Here is a 16,541-nt window from a genome sequence, read left to right on the forward strand (position 1 = left end):
ACTCCCAGTGATTTCGGCAACACGAAAGCAGACGGGAGTGTCATCCGTGGAGTACGAGCAATGAAAACAAAAGCAAGCTTGATCCTCACCGTTGTCATGATGGCGTTATCCGGTTCCGCCATCGCCGAAGTGAAAATCGCCCTGGTGGCGAAATCGTTAGGGAATGGTTTTTTTGAAGCCGCCAACACCGGCGCGCAGGAAGCAGCGAAAGAGTTAGGCGACGTAAAAGTGATCTACACCGGGCCGACCACCACCACGGCGGAAGCACAGATCGAAGTGCTGAACGGCTTGATCGCCCAGGGGGTGGATGCGATCGCCATCTCCGCCAACGATCCGGACGCGGTAGTGCCAGTGCTGAAAAAAGCGATGCAGCGCGGTATCAAAGTGGTGTCATGGGACTCCGGCGTGGCGAAAGCCGGGCGGCAGATCCACCTTAACCCCTCCAATAACGCACTGATTGGCGAAACCAACGTCAAGCTTGCCGCCGATGCGCTTAAGGCGCTGAATGTTGAGAAGGGCGATGTCGCTATTCTGAGCGCCACGCCAACCTCGACCAACCAGAATATCTGGATTGCGGAGATGAAAAAGGTGCTGCCGAAGTACCCCTCCGTCAATCTGGTCACCGTCGCGTATGGCGACGATCTCTCCGATAAAAGCTACCGCGAAGCGGTCGGTTTGCTGAAGTCCTACCCGGATCTGAAAGTGATTGTCTCCCCCTCCTCCGTCGGCATTGTCGCCGCCGCGCAGGCGGTGAAGGATCAGGGCAAAATCGGCAAAGTCTACGTTACCGGTCTCGGCTTGCCCTCTGAAATGGCGGGCGCCATCAAATCCGGCGCGAGTAAAAGTTTTGCCATCTGGAACCCGATCGATCTCGGCTATGCCGCCACCTATTTAGCAAACGATCTGGTGAAAGGGACGGCGACGAAAACGGAAGCCAGCATGGGCCGCTTAGGGAAAGTGACGCTGGATGCCGACGGCAATGGCGCGATGGCGCAACCGTTCGTCTACGATGCCAGCAATATTGATAAGTTCTCGAAGATGTTCTGACCCTTTCCCCTCTCTGACGGGAGGGGGTAAAAACCGGAGAGTTATCATGACGGCATCCACCCCACTGCTGTCGCTTAAGGGCATCAGCAAGCGCTTTCCCGGCGTGCGCGCACTTGAGAACGTACAGCTTGATCTCTGGCCTGGCCACGTAACCGCCCTGATTGGCGAGAACGGCGCGGGCAAATCGACGCTGGTCAAAGTGATGACCGGCATTTATCAGCCTGATGAGGGCGAGATCCTCTATAAAGCGATTCCTATTTCCCTGCCGACACCCGATGCGGCGCACAGAGTGGGCATTACCGCCATTCACCAGGAGACGGTGCTGTTCGACGAGCTGTCGGTCACCGAAAATATTTTTGTTGGCCACTATCTCTATAAAGGGCTGCTGAAAAAGCTCGACTGGCCCGCCATGCACCAGCAGGCACGGGCACTCCTCGCCCGGCTGGAGGTGCAGATCGATCCGCGCGCGACGCTTAAAACCCTCAGCATTGCCCAGCGTCATATGGTGGCGATTGCCCGCGCCCTCGCTTTCGATGCTCAGGTGGTGATCCTCGACGAGCCGACCGCCGCCCTCTCGCAGCACGAGATCCTCGAGTTCTACCACATCGTTGAGCGCCTGAAGCAGGAGGGCAAAGCGATCCTCTTTATCTCGCACAAGTTCGATGAAATTTTCGAACTGGCGGATCACTACACCATTTTGCGCGACGGCGTCTTTATCGAATCTGGTGCCATTAAGGAGATTACCGAAGCGCGGATGGTGACGCTGATGGTCGGGCGCGCCATCAGCCAGAGCTGGCCGAAAATCGCCTGCGAGCAGGGCGAGGTGGTACTGGAGGTAAACGATCTCTGCCATGCCACCGAGTTTGCCCATATCAACTTCAGCCTGCGCAAAGGGGAGATCCTCGGCTTTTATGGCCTGGTGGGTGCCGGGCGTACCGAGCTGATGCAGGCACTCTGCGGCGTAACGCGTCCCGCTTCTGGTGACATTATCCTTAACGGCAAAGCGGTGCAGTTCCGCCAGCCGGCGGATGCGATTCAGGCCGGGATTGTCTGCGTGCCGGAAGAGCGCCAGCAGCAGGGGGCGATCACCGCCCTGTCGATTGCCCAGAACATCAGCCTGCCGCAGCTAAGCACGCTCAACGCCAACGGGGTGCTGAACGACGCCAAAGAGTGGGCGCTGGCGGAGGAGTACGCCCGCCGCTTGCAGGTCAAAGCCTTTAGCTGGAAGCAGGCGGTTGAGACGCTTTCCGGCGGCAATCAGCAGAAGGTGGTGATCGGGAAGTGGCTCGCCACTCAGCCGCAGGTGATTATTCTCGATGAGCCAACCAAAGGGATCGATATCGGTTCGAAAGCGGCAGTGCACCAGTTTATGTCCGAACTCGTGGCGCAGGGGCTGGCGGTGATTATGGTCTCCTCCGAATTGCCGGAAGTGATGGGCATGGCGGATCGGGTGATCGTCATGCACGAAGGGTTGATGGTCGCGCACTACCGGGCCGGGGAGGCGTCGGCAGAAACCATCGTCAGCGCCGCCAGCGGTGCCGGGCAGGAGGCCGCATGATGAACGCACTGCTGAAACATCGTGAAGCGCTGCTTGGCGGGGTGATTGTGCTGCTGATGCTGGCAATCGGCAGCCGCGTACCCGCCTTTATCAGCCCCGGCAACCTGATAGAGATGTTCAACGATACTGCCATCCTGATCATTCTCGCCCTCGGGCAAATGATGGTGCTGCTGACCAAAGGGATCGACCTGTCGATGGCGGCAAACCTGGCGCTCACCGGCATGATTGTTGCGCTGATTAACTTTCATCACCCGGATGTACCGGTGTGGGCGTTGCTGCTGCTGGCGACCGCGCTCGGGCTGGTGATGGGGATTATCAACGGCCTGCTGGTGTGGAAACTGGGTATTCCGGCGATTGTGGTAACGCTCGGCACCATGAGCATCTACCGCGGCATTATCTTTCTCCTCTCCGGCGGCGGCTGGGTGAACGCCAACCAGATGAGCGCCGATTTCCTTGCCGTACCGCGCAGCGGGCTGTTGGGGCTACCGGTGCTGAGCTGGTGCGCCGTCGCCGCGCTGCTGCTGGTCGGCTACTTCCTGCGTTACAGCCGCAGCGGACGGGCGCTCTACACCGCAGGCGGCAACGCCACGGCGGCGTACTACACCGGCATCAACGCCGGAAAAATGCAGTTTGTCAGCTTCTGCCTCTCCGGCGCGCTGGCCGGGTTCTGCGGCTACTTGTGGATCTCGCGCTTCGCCGTCGCCTATGTCGATGTTGCCAACGGCTTTGAGCTACAGGTGGTGGCCGCCTGCGTGATTGGTGGCATCAGCACCATGGGCGGCAGCGGGCGCGTGCTCGGCTGTCTGTTTGGCGCGCTGTTCCTCGGCGTTATCAACAATGCCCTGCCGGTGATTGGCGTCTCGCCCTTCTGGCAGATGGCGATCTCCGGCACGGTGATCGTGATTGCGGTGCTGCTCAACGAGCGTGGCAATAAGCGCAAAGGGCGGTTGATCCTGCGCGATGCGGCGCTGGCCCGGCAGAAACAGGCGGTGAAATCATGAGCAAAATTCTCACTTCTGAAGCGGTAAATAGCCCGGCTGCGCCGACGCCACTCTTACGCCGTCTGCTCTGCTGGGAGGGGTTTTTACTGGCGGTGACGCTGGCGGTGTTTGTGGTCAACGCCCTCGCCTCGCCCTACTTCCTTAATATCTGGAACCTGTCAGATGCCACCTTCAACTTCACCGAGAAGGCGATCATCGTGCTGCCGATGGCGATGTTGATTATCGCCAGAGAGATCGATCTCTCGGTCGCCGCCACCATCGCGCTCAGCTCAACGGCGATGGGCTTTTGCGCGCAGGCGGGCGTCGATACGCCGCTGCTGGTCTGCGTGGGAGTGGGCGTCGGCTTGCTGTGCGGGTTGTTCAACGGCTTTCTGGTGACCCGCTTTAACCTCTCGTCGATTGTTATCACCATCGGCACCATGAGCTTGTACCGCGGCATCTCCTACATCCTGCTGGGCGACCAGGCGCTCAACAGCTGGCCGGAGAGCTTCGCGTGGCTCGGCCAGGGCTACGTCTGGGGCGCGCTGTCGTTCGAGTTTGCGCTCTTTATTGTGCTCGGGCTGCTGTTTGCCTTTCTGCTGCATAAAACCAACTTTGGCCGCCGCACTTACGCCATCGGCAATAACCCGACCGCCGCGTGGTATGCCGGGATCAATGTCAAACGTCACAACCTGATCCTCTTTGCCCTGGTGGGGTTGATGGCCGGGCTGGCGTCGGTGCTGCTCACTTCGCGCCTTGGCAGCACGCGCCCAACTATCGCGCTGGGCTGGGAGCTTTCCGTGGTGACGATGGCGGTGCTCGGCGGCGTCAATATTCTCGGCGGCTCCGGCAGCATGGTTGGTGTGATTATCGCCGCCTTTTTGATGGGGCTGGTGACCTTTGGCCTGAGCCTGCTCAACGTGCCGGGGATTGTGATGTCGATTATTGTCGGCGCGATGCTGATCGTGGTGATTTCACTGCCAATCCTCACCCGCAGCCTGTTGCAGCGCAGGCGGCTGTAATGCAGGCATGGCTCGCCAGATGGCGGCTTACCTCAAAGCGCTAGCGGGAAAATTTTCATCCGGCGACAGGGAGCATTGCCGCCGGTCAGGATTCAACCAAATCAAGGAGAAACATGATGAGCTTTATGTTGGCACTGCCGAAAATCAGCCTGCACGGCGCGGGCGCAATTGGCGATATGGTGAAACTGGTGGCGGACAAACAGTGGGGTAAGGCACTGATTGTCACCGACGGGCAACTGGTGAAACTCGGTCTGCTCGACAGCCTGTTTACCGCGCTAAAGGCGCACGAGATGCCCTATCAGCTGTTTGATGGCGTCTTCCCCAACCCGACCGAAGCGCTGGTGCAGGAGGGGTTTGCCGCCTATCAGCAGGCAGGCTGTGACTACCTGATTGCCTTCGGCGGCGGCAGCCCGATTGATACCGCGAAAGCGATAAAAATCCTCACCGCGAACCCCGGGCCGTCGACCGCTTACTCCGGCGTTGGCAAAGTGAAACACGCCGGGGTGCCGCTGGTGGCAATCAACACCACCGCCGGCACGGCGGCGGAGATGACCAGCAACGCAGTGATTATCGACAGCGAGCGCCAGGTGAAGGAGGTGATTATTGATGCCAACCTGATCCCCGATATCGCCGTCGACGATGCCAGCGTGATGCTGGCGATCCCCGCCGCGGTCACTGCCGCAACCGGCATGGATGCCCTGACCCATGCGGTCGAAGCCTATGTCTCCGTGGGCGCGCATCCGTTAACGGATGCCAACGCGCTGGAGGCGATTCGCCTCATCAACCTGTGGCTGCCGACCGCCGTTGCCGAGGGCGGTAACCTTGAGGCGCGCGAACAGATGGCTTACGGGCAGTATCTGGCCGGGATGGCCTTTAACAGCGCCGGGCTCGGGCTGGTTCATGCCCTCGCCCACCAGCCGGGCGCGACCCACAATCTGCCGCACGGCGTCTGCAACGCCATCCTGCTGCCGATCATCGAAAACTTTAACCGCCCCCATGCGGTAGCGCGTTTCGCCCGCATCGCGCAGGCGATGGGCGTTGATACCCGCGAGATGAGCGAGGAGGCGGCAAGCCAACAGGCGATTGCTGCCATTCGCGCGCTGAGCGCCAAAGTCGGTATTCCTTCCGGCTTTAGTGCGCTGGGCGTGCGCGAAGCCGATATCGAAGGGTGGCTGGATAAGGCGCTCGCCGATCCGTGTGCACCCTGCAACCCGCGCAGCGCCAGCCGCGATGAGGTGCGCGAGCTCTATCTGGAGGCATTATGATCCGTAAAGCGTTTGTTATGCAGGTGAACCCCGATGCGCACGAAGAGTACGCGCGTCGCCATAACCCTATCTGGCCGGAGCTGGAAGCGGTGCTGAAAGAGGCGGGCGCGCACCATTACGCCATCTATCTTGATAAAGCGCGCAACCTGCTGTTTGCCACGGTGGAGATTGAATCAGAAGCGCGCTGGGAGGCGGTTGCCCGCACCGAGGTATGTCAGCGCTGGTGGAAACATATGCGCGACGTGATGCCTGCGAATGCTGATAACAGCCCGGTAAGCGCCGAACTGGAAGAGGTGTTCTATCTGGCGTAAGCCGCTCCCTTCATCCCCTCAAGGCATGCAGGGGATGAAGGCTCAATTCTGCTCGGCAACGAGGATCGCCTGCGTATCCGGCTCTAACGCTTTAAAGATATGCTCGCGATCCGCCGGGTAACAGATGTAATCCCCTTCGTTTAACTCTTCAGGCGCTTCTGTCAGCCCGACCAGCGCCCGTCCCTGCGTCACAATAATGTGCTCGACGGAACCGGCGGGATGCGGGTGGGAGATGCGATCCGCGCCGGGCTGCGTCAGCAGCAGATAGATATCGCGCCGCGCGCCGGGCGGGCAGGTTGCCAGCAATATCGCCTGGTAGTGCGCCTGCTCGGCAACCACTTTGGTGCCTTCACCGCGGCGAATCACCTGCGTTTGCGGGTTTTGCGGCTCCAGCAGGCGGGCAAACGGGATATCCAGCGCCACGCAGAGTGCCCACAGGGTTTCGAGGCTCGGATTACCGTTGCCCGCTTCCAGCTGCGAGAGCGTCGATTTCGCAATCCCGGCGCGGCGGGCAATCTCCGCCAGCGAGAGCCCGGTTCGCTGCCGCTCACGCGCCAGGCTTTTGGCGATAATAGCGATGGGTTGTGTCATACCGGCCTTAAATGTTCATTTAATCGAACGTTATGTTCGTCTTGAAAAACGGTCTCAGGGTGTTCATTATAATGGATACACGTTCGATATGGCTAAAAAGCGATGTTCACACGACACTTTTCTTCCCTTACACGCGACACGGTTAGAGCGATTGGGCTGGTCTGCCTGGCGGTCGGCGTTGTCGGCGTCTCCTATGGCTCTCTGGCAATGGCTTACGGCTTCCCGCTCTGGGTGCCGCTGATGCTCTCGACGCTGGTGCTGGCAGGCGCTTCGGAGTTTATGTTTATCGGGATTGTGGCAAGCGGCGGTAGCCCGCTGGCAGCCGCGGTCGCCGGGCTGCTGGTCAATGCGCGCCATATTCCCTTCGGCGTGACGGTGCGCGAACTGGTGGGTAAACGGGCCGCCGGGTTATTGGGCTGCCACATTATGAATGATGAGAGCGTGGTGTTCGGGCTTTCACAGTCAACCCCGGAACAGCGCAAAGCTGCCTACTGGCTCTGCGGGCTGGGCGTGGCGCTGCTGTGGCCGGTTGGCGTGCTGATCGGTGCATCGGTCGGGGCTTTTCTGCCCGCGCCGGAAACCATCGGTCTGGACGCGGTCTTCCCGGCGATTTTACTGGCGCTAGTGCTGCCGGCGCTGAAAAAGCGCACCACGCTGATACGCGCCTGTAGCGGCGCGGCGCTCTCGCTGGCGACAGTCCCCTTCGCGCCGGTGGGGTTACCGGTGCTGCTCTCACTGCTTGGTTTACTGACGAGGAAGCGATAATGGCAAGCGTTGCACTGACTCTTGGCGGTATCGCCATTCTCTCGGCAGGCACCTATCTGATGCGGCTCGGCGGCGCGAAACTGGGCGGGCGTCTGGCGCTGTCGGAACGCGCACAGGGGCTGCTTTCGGATGCAGCGACCACGCTGCTGTTCGCTGTGGCGCTGGCCGCAATGCTCTATGAAGGGGATCACTTCGCCGGGATGGCGCGGGTTTCCGGCGTGCTGTTTGCGCTGTTTCTTGCCTGGCGCAAGATGCCGCTGATCGTGGTGATTCTGTCAGCAGCGGTGGTCACAGCTCTGCTGCGTCTGGCGGGTCTGCACTAAAACGAAAAAAGCGCCCGGAGGCGCTCTTTCGACGATAGTGCTTAGCTTATTTGGTCAGTTCAGCGGTCATGTGAACCTGGTTGCCGTTATACGCTTCAGTGATCTGGTAAGAAGACGCGCCAGCCTGTTGTGCCTGGGCAGCGATTTTCGCTTCAGCACCGCTCAGGGTGGTGTCAGTTGCGGTCACGGTTTGCGCAGCAAAAGTACCGAACGAGGAAGCGAGAGCGATAACTGCAACAAAAGTTTTGATGTTTTTCATGAGATAAACCCTTACGTTTTTTTGTTTGAGTGAGGCACCGTGCCTAGATGAAAGTAATGATAGGCCTCTACCCTCAAAACAAAAAGCGGAAGGATTTGTTAAACTCTTTCAGTTTTTTTGACGATTATTTAACACCCATTAATCGCTGTGGATGGGTATAAATTGTCGCCCTGCCCGGCTTACAAAAACCGACCAGCGTCAGGTTACAACGCTCTGCCACTTCCACTGCCAGCGTAGTCGCCGCCGAGACGGCAAACAGGATTTCGACGCCGCACATCGCCGACTTTTGCACCATCTCATAGCTGGCGCGGCTGGAGACCAGCACCGCGCCGGAGGCCCATGTTTCACCGGCGCGCGCCCGGTGCCCGAGCAGCTTATCCAGCGCCACATGGCGACCCACATCCTCATGCCCGCCTGCCAGTTCGCCGGAAGGCAACAGCCATGCAGCAGCGTGAGTACAGCCGCTCAGCTGCCCGATCGGCTGCACATCAGTTAAGTGAGCGAGCGCATTATCCAGTGCGGCTAAATCAAAGGTCTGGGTGAACGGCAGCGGCGCGATGGGCTTGCCGATATCGTTGAGCTGCTCAACGCCGCAGACGCCGCAGCCGGTGCGCCCGGCCAGCGCGCGGCGGCGCTCTTTCAGCCCCATAAAACGGCGGCTGGAGAGATCGATCTGCACTTCCAGCCCGTTACAGGACGGCACCACCTCCATGCCGTAAATGTCGGCGGGGGTCTCAATAATCCCTTCGGATAAGGAGAAGCCGATGGCGAACTCCTCCAGATCTTTTGGCGATGCCATCATCACCACATGGGAAATGCCGTTGTAAACCAGCGCAACCGGCACCTCTTCCGCCAGCATGTCTGGCTGGGACTGGTGCAGGTTGTCACGCTTCCAGAGCACGACTTCGCGTACGCCTGTGACTGATGTTGCATTTTTGTGCTTTTTAGTATGCAAAATGTTCACTTTGTATTAACTACCCTCGAACAAGCGTACCGACATTGTGGTATTCTCCGCGCATATCCTTCTTAAGCAGAGGGATATGCGGCAATTCTGAACCTTTGTGAAATTCACCGCAAAGAAAAAAACGATAAGAGTAATGTCAACCCAGGAGTAACCCATGCAGGTCAGCAGAAGGCGGTTCTTTAAGATCTGCGCTGGCGGTATGGCAGGTACAACGGCTGCAGCACTGGGCTTTGCCCCCAACATTGCACTCGCGGAGACACGGCAATATAAGCTGTTGCGCACCCGCGAAACCCGTAATACTTGCACATATTGTTCCGTGGGCTGTGGGCTATTAATGTATAGCCTCGGCGACGGTGCAAAAAACGCCAAAGCGTCAATTTTCCATATCGAAGGGGACCCGGACCATCCGGTAAACCGCGGCGCGCTCTGCCCGAAAGGGGCAGGTCTGGTGGATTTCATCCACTCTGAAAGCCGCCTGAAATACCCGGAATACCGTGCTCCAGGTTCCGATAAGTGGCAACGCATCACCTGGGAAGATGCCTTTGAGCGCATCGCCAAACTGATGAAAGCCGACCGCGACGCCAACTATGTTGCGCAGAACGCCGAAGGCACCACCGTGAACCGCTGGCTGAGCACCGGGATGCTGTGCGCATCCGCTTCCAGTAACGAAACCGGCTATTTAACCCAGAAATTTACCCGCGCCCTCGGCATGTTAGCCGTCGATAACCAGGCGCGTGTCTGACACGGACCAACGGTAGCAAGTCTTGCTCCAACATTTGGTCGCGGTGCGATGACCAACCACTGGGTTGATATGAAGAACGCCAATCTCATCGTGGTGATGGGAGGGAACGCGGCAGAAGCGCATCCGGTGGGATTCCGCTGGGCGATGGAAGCCAAGATCCACAATGGCGCGAAGCTGATTGTTATCGATCCACGCTTTACGCGAACCGCCTCTGTTGCGGATTTTTATACGCCGATTCGTTCCGGTACTGACATCGCTTTCCTGTCAGGCGTGTTGCTGTACCTGCTGAACAACGAAAAATATAACCGCGAATATACCGAAGCCTATACCAACGCCAGCCTGATCGTGCGTGAAGATTTTGGCTTCGAAGATGGCCTGTTCACCGGCTATGACGCGGAAACACGCAAGTACGACAAAACCACCTGGAACTACGAGCTGGATGAGAAGGGTTTCGCTAAGCGCGATAAAACGCTGACTCACCCGCGCTGCGTGTGGAACCTGCTGAAACAGCACGTTTCCCGCTATACGCCAGAAGTGGTTGAAAACATCTGCGGGACGCCGAAAGCGGACTTCCTGAAGGTGTGCGAGTACATCGCGGAAACCAGCGTGCATGATAAAACTGCCTCGTTCCTCTATGCCCTGGGCTGGACGCAGCACTCCGTCGGCGCGCAGAACATCCGTACCATGGCGATGATCCAGCTGCTGCTCGGCAATATGGGGATGGCAGGCGGCGGCGTGAACGCCCTGCGCGGCCACTCCAATATTCAGGGTCTGACCGATCTTGGCCTGCTGTCGCAGAGCCTGCCGGGTTACATGACGCTGCCGAGCGAGAAGCAGAAGGATCTCCAGACCTACCTGACCGTCAATACGCCTAAACCGCTGCTGGAAGGCCAGGTTAACTACTGGAGCAACTACCCGAAATTCTTCGTTTCGATGATGAAAGCCTTCTTTGGCGACAAAGCGACGGCGGAGAACAGCTGGGGCTTTGACTGGCTGCCGAAGTGGGACAAAGGCTACGACGTTCTGCAGTACTTCGAAATGATGAGCCAGGGCAAGGTCAACGGCTATCTCTGCCAGGGCTTTAACCCGGTCGCCTCGTTCCCGAACAAGAACAAGGTGGTGGCATCCCTGTCGAAACTGAAGTTCCTGGTGACCATCGATCCGCTGAATACGGAAACCTCGACCTTCTGGCAGAACCACGGCGAGTCTAACGATGTCGATCCGTCGACCATCCAGACCGAAGTGTTCCGCCTGCCGTCGACCTGCTTTGCTGAAGAGAACGGCTCCATCGTTAACTCCGGCCGCTGGTTGCAGTGGCACTGGAAAGGCGCTGACGCCCCGGGCGAAGCGCTGAACGACGGTGAGATCCTGGCCGGTATCTTCTTACGTCTGCGTAAGATGTATGCCGCAGAGGGTGGCGCGAATCCGGAACAGGTTCTGAACATGACCTGGAACTACTCGACGCCGGAGAATCCGTCGGCAGAAGAAGTGGCGATGGAGAGCAACGGCAAAGCGCTGGTCGATATTATCGATCCGGTAAGCGGCGACGTGCTGGCGAAGAAAGGCAACCAGCTTGGCAGCTTTGCGCACCTGCGCGATGACGGCACCACCTCAAGCGGCTGCTGGATTTTCGCCGGAAGCTGGACGCCGGACGGCAACCAGATGGCGCGCCGCGATAACGCCGATCCGTCAGGCCTTGGCAATACGCTGGGCTGGGCATGGGCGTGGCCGCTCAACCGCCGTATTCTCTATAACCGTGCCTCCGCTGACCCGCAGGGTAACCCGTGGGATCCGAAGCGCAAGCTGCTCAGCTACGCCAACGGCAAGTGGGTGGGTGCAGATATTCCGGACTACAGCACCGCCGCACCTGGCAGTGAAGTCGGGCCGTTTATCATGCAGCCGGAAGGAATGGGTCGCCTCTTCGCTCTCGATAAGATGATGGAAGGGCCGTTCCCGGAACACTACGAGCCGTTTGAAACGCCGCTGGGCACCAACCCGCTGCACCCAAATGTTGTCTCGAACCCTGCCGCGCGCGTCTTTAAAGACGATCTCGCTGCGATGGGTAAAGCCGATAAGTTCCCGTATGTCGGGACCACTTACCGCCTGACCGAGCACTTCCACTACTGGACCAAACACGCGCTGTTGAACTCCATCGCGCAGCCGGAACAGTTTGTGGAGATTGGCGAGAAACTGGCGGGCAAGCTGGGCATTACGCAGGGCGATACCGTGCGCGTCTCCTCCAACCGTGGCTATATCAAAGCCAAAGCGGTGGTGACCAAGCGTATTCGTACCCTGAAAGTGGACGGCAAAGATATCGACACGATTGGTATTCCGATTCACTGGGGTTACGAAGGCGTGGCGAAGAAAGGCTTTATCGCCAACACGCTGACGCCGTTTGTCGGTGATGCGAATACCCAAACGCCGGAGTTTAAGGCGTTCCTGGTGAATGTGGAAAAGGTGTAACGGAGACGACTTATGGCTTATCAATCGCAAGACATCATCCGTCGTTCCGCGACTAACGGTTTCACACCCGCGCCTCAGGCGCGGGATCACCAGCAGGAAGTGGCGAAACTTATCGACGTCACCACCTGTATCGGCTGTAAAGCCTGTCAGGTGGCCTGTTCCGAATGGAACGACCTGCGTGATGAGGTGGGGCATAACGTCGGGGTGTATGACAACCCGGCGGATCTGACCGCCAAATCATGGACGGTGATGCGATTCTCGGAAGTGGAGCAGAACGACAAACTGGAGTGGCTGATTCGTAAAGATGGCTGCATGCACTGCGCCGATCCTGGCTGTCTGAAAGCATGTCCGTCAGAAGGGGCTATCATTCAGTATGCTAACGGCATTGTCGACTTCCAGTCTGAGCAGTGCATTGGCTGCGGTTACTGCATCGCTGGCTGCCCGTTCGATGTGCCGCGCCTGAACCCGGAAGACAACCGCGTCTACAAATGTACGCTGTGCGTTGACCGTGTGACGGTAGGCCAGGAACCGGCCTGCGTGAAAACCTGCCCGACCGGCGCTATCCACTTTGGCTCCAAAGAGGATATGAAAAACCTCGCCGGCGAGCGCGTGGCAGAGCTGAAAACCCGTGGTTACGATAACGCAGGTCTGTACGATCCGGCCGGTGTTGGCGGCACGCACGTGATGTATGTGCTGCACCATGCCAATAACCCGAATCTGTATCACGGCCTGCCGGAGAACCCGGAAATCAGCGCAACCGTGAAGTTCTGGAAAGGGATCTGGAAACCACTTGCGGCGGTCGGCTTTGCTGCCACCTTCGCGGCCAGCATCTTCCACTATGTCGGTGTCGGTCCGAACCGCGCAGAAGAGGAAGAGGACAACCTGCATGAAGAGAAAGACGAGGTGCGCAAATGAGAAAACGTGACACCATCGTGCGCTATTCGGCACCCGAGCGCATCAACCACTGGATCACCGCCTTCTGCTTCGTGCTGGCGTCGGTGAGCGGGCTGGGGTTTTTCTTCCCCTCCTTCAACTGGTTGATGAACATTTTGGGCACGCCGCAGCTGGCGCGTATTCTTCATCCGTTTGTCGGCGTGGTGATGTTTGCCTCGTTTATAATCATGTTTTTCCGCTATTGGCACCATAACCTCATCAATAGGGATGATATCTTTTGGGCGAAGAATATTCGTAAGATCGTCGTCAATGAGGAAGTGGGTGACACCGGGCGCTATAATTTCGGTCAGAAGTGTGTGTTCTGGGCGGCGATTATCTTCCTGGTGTTGCTACTGGCAAGCGGCGTGGTTATCTGGCGCCCTTACTTTGCACCCGCGTTTCCCATCCCGGTGATCCGCTTAGCGCTGATGGTGCATTCATTTGCAGCAGTTGCGTTAATTGTGGTTATCATGGTGCACATTTATGCCGCCTTGTGGGTTAAAGGCACCATAACCGCAATGGTGGAAGGCTGGGTTACCAGCACCTGGGCGAAGAAACATCACCCGCGCTGGTACCGGGAAGTTCGCAGCAAGACAACGGAAAAACCAACTGAATGAGTATTCGCATAATCCCGCAAGATGAGCTGGAGAAGAGCGAGAAACGCACGGCGGAAGTAATTCCGCCGTTGTTATTCCCCAGACTTAAAAACCTCTATAACCGCCGTGCGGAACGTCTGCGCACGCTGGCAGAGAGTAATCCGCTGGGTGATTATCTGCGTTTTGCCGCGCTTATCGCCCATGCCCAGGAGGTGGTGCTGTATGACCACCCGTTACAACTCGATCTGACGGCGCGTCTTAAAGAAGCTGCCGCGCAGGGCAAGCCGCCGCTTGATATTCATGTTCTGCCGCGCGATACGCACTGGCATAAGCTGCTGCATTCGCTGATCGCCGAGCTGAAGCCGGAGATGAGCGGCCCGGCGCTGGCTGTGATCGAGAATCTGGAAAAAGCCTCCGCACAGGAGCTGGAAGCGATGGCCAGCGCGCTCTTTGCCGCCGACTTCGCCTCCGTCAGCAGCGATAAAGCGCCCTTTATCTGGGCCGCGCTGTCGCTCTACTGGGCGCAGATGGCCAGCCTGATCCCGGGGAAAGCCCGCGCGGAATATGGCGAGCAGCGCCAGTTCTGCCCGGTCTGCGGATCGATGCCGGTTTCCAGTACGGTGCACATCGGCAGCAGCCAGGGGCTGCGCTACCTGCACTGCAACCTGTGCGAAACCGAATGGCACGTGGTGCGCGTCAAGTGCAGCAACTGCGAGCAAACCCGCGATCTGCACTACTGGTCGCTGGATAACGAGCAGGCGGCAATCAAAGCGGAAAGCTGCGGCGACTGCGGCACTTACCTGAAGATTCTTTATCAGGAAAAAGACCAGAATGTCGAAGCGGTAGCCGACGATCTTGCGTCGCTGATCCTCGATGCCCGCATGGAGCAGGAAGGGTTCGCCCGTAGCTCCATCAACCCGTTCTTATTCCCCGGCGAAGGGGAGTAAAATCAGCAGGTCGCGGTAAATTTTTGCCCGGCCTGTTACTGATATGGGGTGAAAACCCCTGTTACAGACGCAAAATCTTTGGTATTGCGCGTAACGAGGCAACGGCTATGTATCTGAGCTGTTGCAAGAATGATGGCATCGGGCAGCTTCATGCGATACGCCTGACGCAGCTCAATGCTTCGTTCTGCTATGGGATGGGAAATCTCTATGACCTCAAGCGAATCAAGAAAAGCGCGTGTCGCATTTTCCTGCCCTACTTTTTTAGCGCCAACCAGCACTTCAATCCAGCTAATCAGGCTGATGGCGATCCTGCCACTGTAATCTTCAAAAGTGTTAGCAGCCTCTTCCCGGCCATTAAACAGATCAATCAAGATATTGGTATCAAATAACGCAAGGTTGCTCATAGTCACCACTCCTCACGCAGTTTTCTCTCAAATTCAAGACCATCTTCGCCCTCACCTCCCCATAGACCTAAAGCATTGCGAGCGCTTGTCGTGTTCTGCTTTTCAAGATACTGCTCAACCGCTTCTCGTAATAATTCAGCACGAGGAAGGTTACGCTGCTGCTTTAAGCTATCGAGCCTGCGTATAACATCATCTGATAAATCCAACAAAATACGCCCCATAATCACTCCAGAGAGAACATCCATATATCACCTCAGTATATCGTATGCGTTTATTTTCCAGCCACACGATACGCTGCCATTTTTGCTGGGCAAGTGTCATTTTGAGGAAAAAAACGTTCTTTCGAGCTGGATTCCACTTTTCATTTTCAGCCCAAAACCCCGTTTCCATTTCGCAAAAACCAGGCTATAAAACCTGGGTATTTATACAGACAAAGGAATGCGAAATGGCACTGGAACAGGGTATTAGCCAACTGGTAAGCGACTTTATTGCTGCAGGACGGCCCTCCGTCTGCGAGCAGAGTATTGATGACCGGCGCGCGGGGTATCTCGCCAGCACAGCGCTGGCAGGCGAGACGGAAACCCGTGTTGAGGTGAGTGAGTTAACGCTTGAGGGTATTCGCTTTCGCTGCTACTCACCGCAAAATACCAACGGCAATCTGCCTGCACTTATTTACTATCACGGTGGCTGTTTTGTTAGCGGCAGCTTTGATACCCATGATAAACAGCTGCGCCAGCTCGCCTTTTACAGCGGCTGCCGGGTTATCGCCGTGCAGTACCGGCTTGCGCCGGAACACCGCTGGCCAGCGGCGCATGATGATGCGCTGAGAGGGGCAGAACTTATCCGTGAAAACGCGCAGCAGCTTGGCATCGATCCTCAGCGCATCACGCTGGCGGGCGATAGCGCGGGAGGGCATCTGGCGCTGGTCACGGCACTGCGCTTAAAAGCCACAGGCGAGTGGCAGCCTGCTCAGCTGATCCTTATCTATCCCATGCTTGATGCAACCGCCTGGTTCGACAGCTATACCCTTAACGGCGCAGATTATGTGATCACCCGCGAGGCGCTGCTCTCGGGCTATACGCACTATCTTGGCGAGACCGATCGCCTGCTGCCGGACGTCAGCCCGCTGTGGCGCGATGATTTCAACGGCCTGCCGCCGACGCATATTGTCACAGCGGAGTTTGACCCGCTGTGCGATGAAGGAGAGTCACTCTATCAGCGAATGACCGAACAGGGCGTGGCCTGCTCCTGTTCGCGTTATCTCGGCGTGATACACGGTTTCTTCCAGCTTGCCGGCATCAGCCGCACGGCAGTGGATGTGATCTACGATGTGGCGGCGCGCATCGCCAGAGTGTAACTGGCTGCACGGGA

At 57.9% G+C, this 16,541-nt stretch carries 18 protein-coding genes; 13 read left to right on the top strand and 5 right to left on the bottom strand.

The window, feature by feature from the left end; all coding sequences use genetic code 11:
* The first annotated feature begins 60 nt into the window (after positions 1 to 60).
* From rhaS to rhaM, 6 genes are all read left to right on the top strand, one after another.
* Entirely contained in the window at positions 61 to 1,047 is a 987-nt protein-coding gene (gene rhaS / locus ACWPW2_RS22065) for a rhamnose ABC transporter substrate-binding protein (RefSeq protein WP_023479368.1), read from the top strand.
* A 46-nt stretch (positions 1,048 to 1,093) separates the two neighbouring features.
* Entirely contained in the window at positions 1,094 to 2,605 is a 1,512-nt protein-coding gene (locus ACWPW2_RS22070) for a sugar ABC transporter ATP-binding protein (protein ID WP_270222566.1), read from the top strand.
* Positions 2,602 to 3,606 carry an ABC transporter permease gene (locus ACWPW2_RS22075; RefSeq protein ID WP_454125461.1) on the top strand — a complete coding sequence of 335 codons (1,005 nt, stop codon included), beginning with the start codon at positions 2,602 to 2,604 and terminating at the stop codon, positions 3,604 to 3,606. The genes ACWPW2_RS22070 and ACWPW2_RS22075 overlap by 4 nt, the downstream gene beginning before the upstream one ends.
* Positions 3,603 to 4,607, top strand: coding sequence for an ABC transporter permease (locus ACWPW2_RS22080; protein WP_454125463.1), 1,005 nt, complete (start codon positions 3,603 to 3,605; stop codon positions 4,605 to 4,607). Before ACWPW2_RS22075 ends, ACWPW2_RS22080 begins: the two co-directional genes overlap by 4 nt.
* Positions 4,608 to 4,723: 116 nt before the next feature.
* On the top strand, positions 4,724 to 5,872 hold the full coding sequence (gene fucO, locus ACWPW2_RS22085; protein WP_454125492.1) for a lactaldehyde reductase: 1,149 nt from the start codon (positions 4,724 to 4,726) through the stop codon (positions 5,870 to 5,872).
* A complete protein-coding gene (gene rhaM, locus ACWPW2_RS22090) occupies positions 5,869 to 6,183 on the top strand; it encodes an L-rhamnose mutarotase (protein ID WP_054804141.1) in 315 nt (104 codons plus the stop codon). The genes fucO and rhaM overlap by 4 nt, the downstream gene beginning before the upstream one ends.
* Before the next feature lie 42 nt (positions 6,184 to 6,225).
* On the opposite strand, the gene ACWPW2_RS22095 is transcribed toward rhaM, so the two are convergent.
* On the bottom strand, positions 6,226 to 6,774 hold the full coding sequence (locus ACWPW2_RS22095) for a helix-turn-helix domain-containing protein (protein WP_023479331.1): 549 nt from the start codon (positions 6,772 to 6,774) through the stop codon (positions 6,226 to 6,228).
* 102 nt (positions 6,775 to 6,876) lie between these two features.
* Here ACWPW2_RS22095 and ACWPW2_RS22100 point away from each other — a divergent pair, with 102 nt between their 5' ends.
* Positions 6,877 to 7,539, top strand: coding sequence for an AzlC family ABC transporter permease (locus ACWPW2_RS22100; protein WP_200135231.1), 663 nt, complete (start codon positions 6,877 to 6,879; stop codon positions 7,537 to 7,539).
* Positions 7,539 to 7,862 carry an AzlD domain-containing protein gene (locus ACWPW2_RS22105; RefSeq protein WP_279794817.1) on the top strand — a complete coding sequence of 108 codons (324 nt, stop codon included), beginning with the start codon at positions 7,539 to 7,541 and terminating at the stop codon, positions 7,860 to 7,862. Before ACWPW2_RS22100 ends, ACWPW2_RS22105 begins: the two co-directional genes overlap by 1 nt.
* A gap of 46 nt (positions 7,863 to 7,908) precedes the next feature.
* Here ACWPW2_RS22105 and ACWPW2_RS22110 read toward each other — a convergent pair whose 3' ends face one another.
* Entirely contained in the window at positions 7,909 to 8,121 is a 213-nt protein-coding gene (locus ACWPW2_RS22110; protein WP_023479356.1) for a YdgH/BhsA/McbA-like domain containing protein, read from the bottom strand.
* 124 nt (positions 8,122 to 8,245) lie between these two features.
* Positions 8,246 to 9,085, bottom strand: a complete 840-nt coding sequence (gene fdhD, locus ACWPW2_RS22115) for a formate dehydrogenase accessory sulfurtransferase FdhD (RefSeq protein WP_454125467.1) — start codon at positions 9,083 to 9,085, stop codon at positions 8,246 to 8,248.
* 154 nt (positions 9,086 to 9,239) lie between these two features.
* Here fdhD and fdnG point away from each other — a divergent pair, with 154 nt between their 5' ends.
* From fdnG to fdhE, 4 genes are read left to right on the top strand one after another with little or no spacing between them, the layout of a single operon-like run.
* Positions 9,240 to 12,290, top strand: a complete 3,051-nt coding sequence (fdnG, locus tag ACWPW2_RS22120; protein ID WP_454125469.1) for a formate dehydrogenase-N subunit alpha — start codon at positions 9,240 to 9,242, stop codon at positions 12,288 to 12,290.
* 12 nt (positions 12,291 to 12,302) lie between these two features.
* Positions 12,303 to 13,205, top strand: coding sequence for a formate dehydrogenase subunit beta (fdxH, locus tag ACWPW2_RS22125; RefSeq protein WP_023479333.1), 903 nt, complete (start codon positions 12,303 to 12,305; stop codon positions 13,203 to 13,205).
* Complete coding sequence (gene fdoI, locus ACWPW2_RS22130) at positions 13,202 to 13,840, top strand: formate dehydrogenase cytochrome b556 subunit (RefSeq protein ID WP_023479367.1); 639 nt, start codon at positions 13,202 to 13,204, stop codon at positions 13,838 to 13,840. The genes fdxH and fdoI overlap by 4 nt, the downstream gene beginning before the upstream one ends.
* Positions 13,837 to 14,766, top strand: a complete 930-nt coding sequence (gene fdhE, locus ACWPW2_RS22135; protein ID WP_023479362.1) for a formate dehydrogenase accessory protein FdhE — start codon at positions 13,837 to 13,839, stop codon at positions 14,764 to 14,766. Before fdoI ends, fdhE begins: the two co-directional genes overlap by 4 nt.
* 35 nt (positions 14,767 to 14,801) lie before the next feature.
* Here fdhE and ACWPW2_RS22140 read toward each other — a convergent pair whose 3' ends face one another.
* Positions 14,802 to 15,170, bottom strand: a complete 369-nt coding sequence (locus ACWPW2_RS22140) for a PIN domain-containing protein (RefSeq protein ID WP_454125472.1) — start codon at positions 15,168 to 15,170, stop codon at positions 14,802 to 14,804.
* A gap of 2 nt (positions 15,171 to 15,172) precedes the next feature.
* Positions 15,173 to 15,415: a ribbon-helix-helix domain-containing protein gene (locus ACWPW2_RS22145; protein WP_042712315.1), complete on the bottom strand. Its 243-nt coding sequence runs from the start codon at positions 15,413 to 15,415 to the stop codon at positions 15,173 to 15,175.
* A gap of 200 nt (positions 15,416 to 15,615) precedes the next feature.
* Here ACWPW2_RS22145 and ACWPW2_RS22150 point away from each other — a divergent pair, with 200 nt between their 5' ends.
* Entirely contained in the window at positions 15,616 to 16,527 is a 912-nt protein-coding gene (locus ACWPW2_RS22150) for an alpha/beta hydrolase (RefSeq protein ID WP_454125474.1), read from the top strand.
* Positions 16,528 to 16,541 lie beyond the last annotated feature (14 nt).

The organism is Kosakonia sp. Marseille-Q7440, assembly GCF_965119485.1.

Excerpts from the sequence above, each read along its gene's own strand:
- ACWPW2_RS22140 (WP_454125472.1), bottom strand. The coding sequence starts at position 15,170 with ATGAGCAACCTTGCGTTATTTGATACCAATATCTTGATTGATCTGTTT.
- ACWPW2_RS22095 (WP_023479331.1), bottom strand. The coding sequence starts at position 6,774 with ATGACACAACCCATCGCTATTATCGCCAAAAGCCTGGCGCGTGAGCGG.
- fdxH (WP_023479333.1), top strand. The coding sequence starts at position 12,303 with ATGGCTTATCAATCGCAAGACATCATCCGTCGTTCCGCGACTAACGGT.
- rhaM (WP_054804141.1), top strand. The coding sequence starts at position 5,869 with ATGATCCGTAAAGCGTTTGTTATGCAGGTGAACCCCGATGCGCACGAA.
- ACWPW2_RS22100 (WP_200135231.1), top strand. The coding sequence starts at position 6,877 with ATGTTCACACGACACTTTTCTTCCCTTACACGCGACACGGTTAGAGCG.
- ACWPW2_RS22075 (WP_454125461.1), top strand. The coding sequence starts at position 2,602 with ATGATGAACGCACTGCTGAAACATCGTGAAGCGCTGCTTGGCGGGGTG.
- ACWPW2_RS22145 (WP_042712315.1), bottom strand. The coding sequence starts at position 15,415 with ATGGATGTTCTCTCTGGAGTGATTATGGGGCGTATTTTGTTGGATTTA.
- ACWPW2_RS22110 (WP_023479356.1), bottom strand. The coding sequence starts at position 8,121 with ATGAAAAACATCAAAACTTTTGTTGCAGTTATCGCTCTCGCTTCCTCG.
- ACWPW2_RS22070 (WP_270222566.1), top strand. The coding sequence starts at position 1,094 with ATGACGGCATCCACCCCACTGCTGTCGCTTAAGGGCATCAGCAAGCGC.
- ACWPW2_RS22080 (WP_454125463.1), top strand. The coding sequence starts at position 3,603 with ATGAGCAAAATTCTCACTTCTGAAGCGGTAAATAGCCCGGCTGCGCCG.
- fdoI (WP_023479367.1), top strand. The coding sequence starts at position 13,202 with ATGAGAAAACGTGACACCATCGTGCGCTATTCGGCACCCGAGCGCATC.
- ACWPW2_RS22105 (WP_279794817.1), top strand. The coding sequence starts at position 7,539 with ATGGCAAGCGTTGCACTGACTCTTGGCGGTATCGCCATTCTCTCGGCA.
- rhaS (WP_023479368.1), top strand. The coding sequence starts at position 61 with ATGAAAACAAAAGCAAGCTTGATCCTCACCGTTGTCATGATGGCGTTA.
- ACWPW2_RS22150 (WP_454125474.1), top strand. The coding sequence starts at position 15,616 with ATGGCACTGGAACAGGGTATTAGCCAACTGGTAAGCGACTTTATTGCT.
- fucO (WP_454125492.1), top strand. The coding sequence starts at position 4,724 with ATGAGCTTTATGTTGGCACTGCCGAAAATCAGCCTGCACGGCGCGGGC.
- fdhE (WP_023479362.1), top strand. The coding sequence starts at position 13,837 with ATGAGTATTCGCATAATCCCGCAAGATGAGCTGGAGAAGAGCGAGAAA.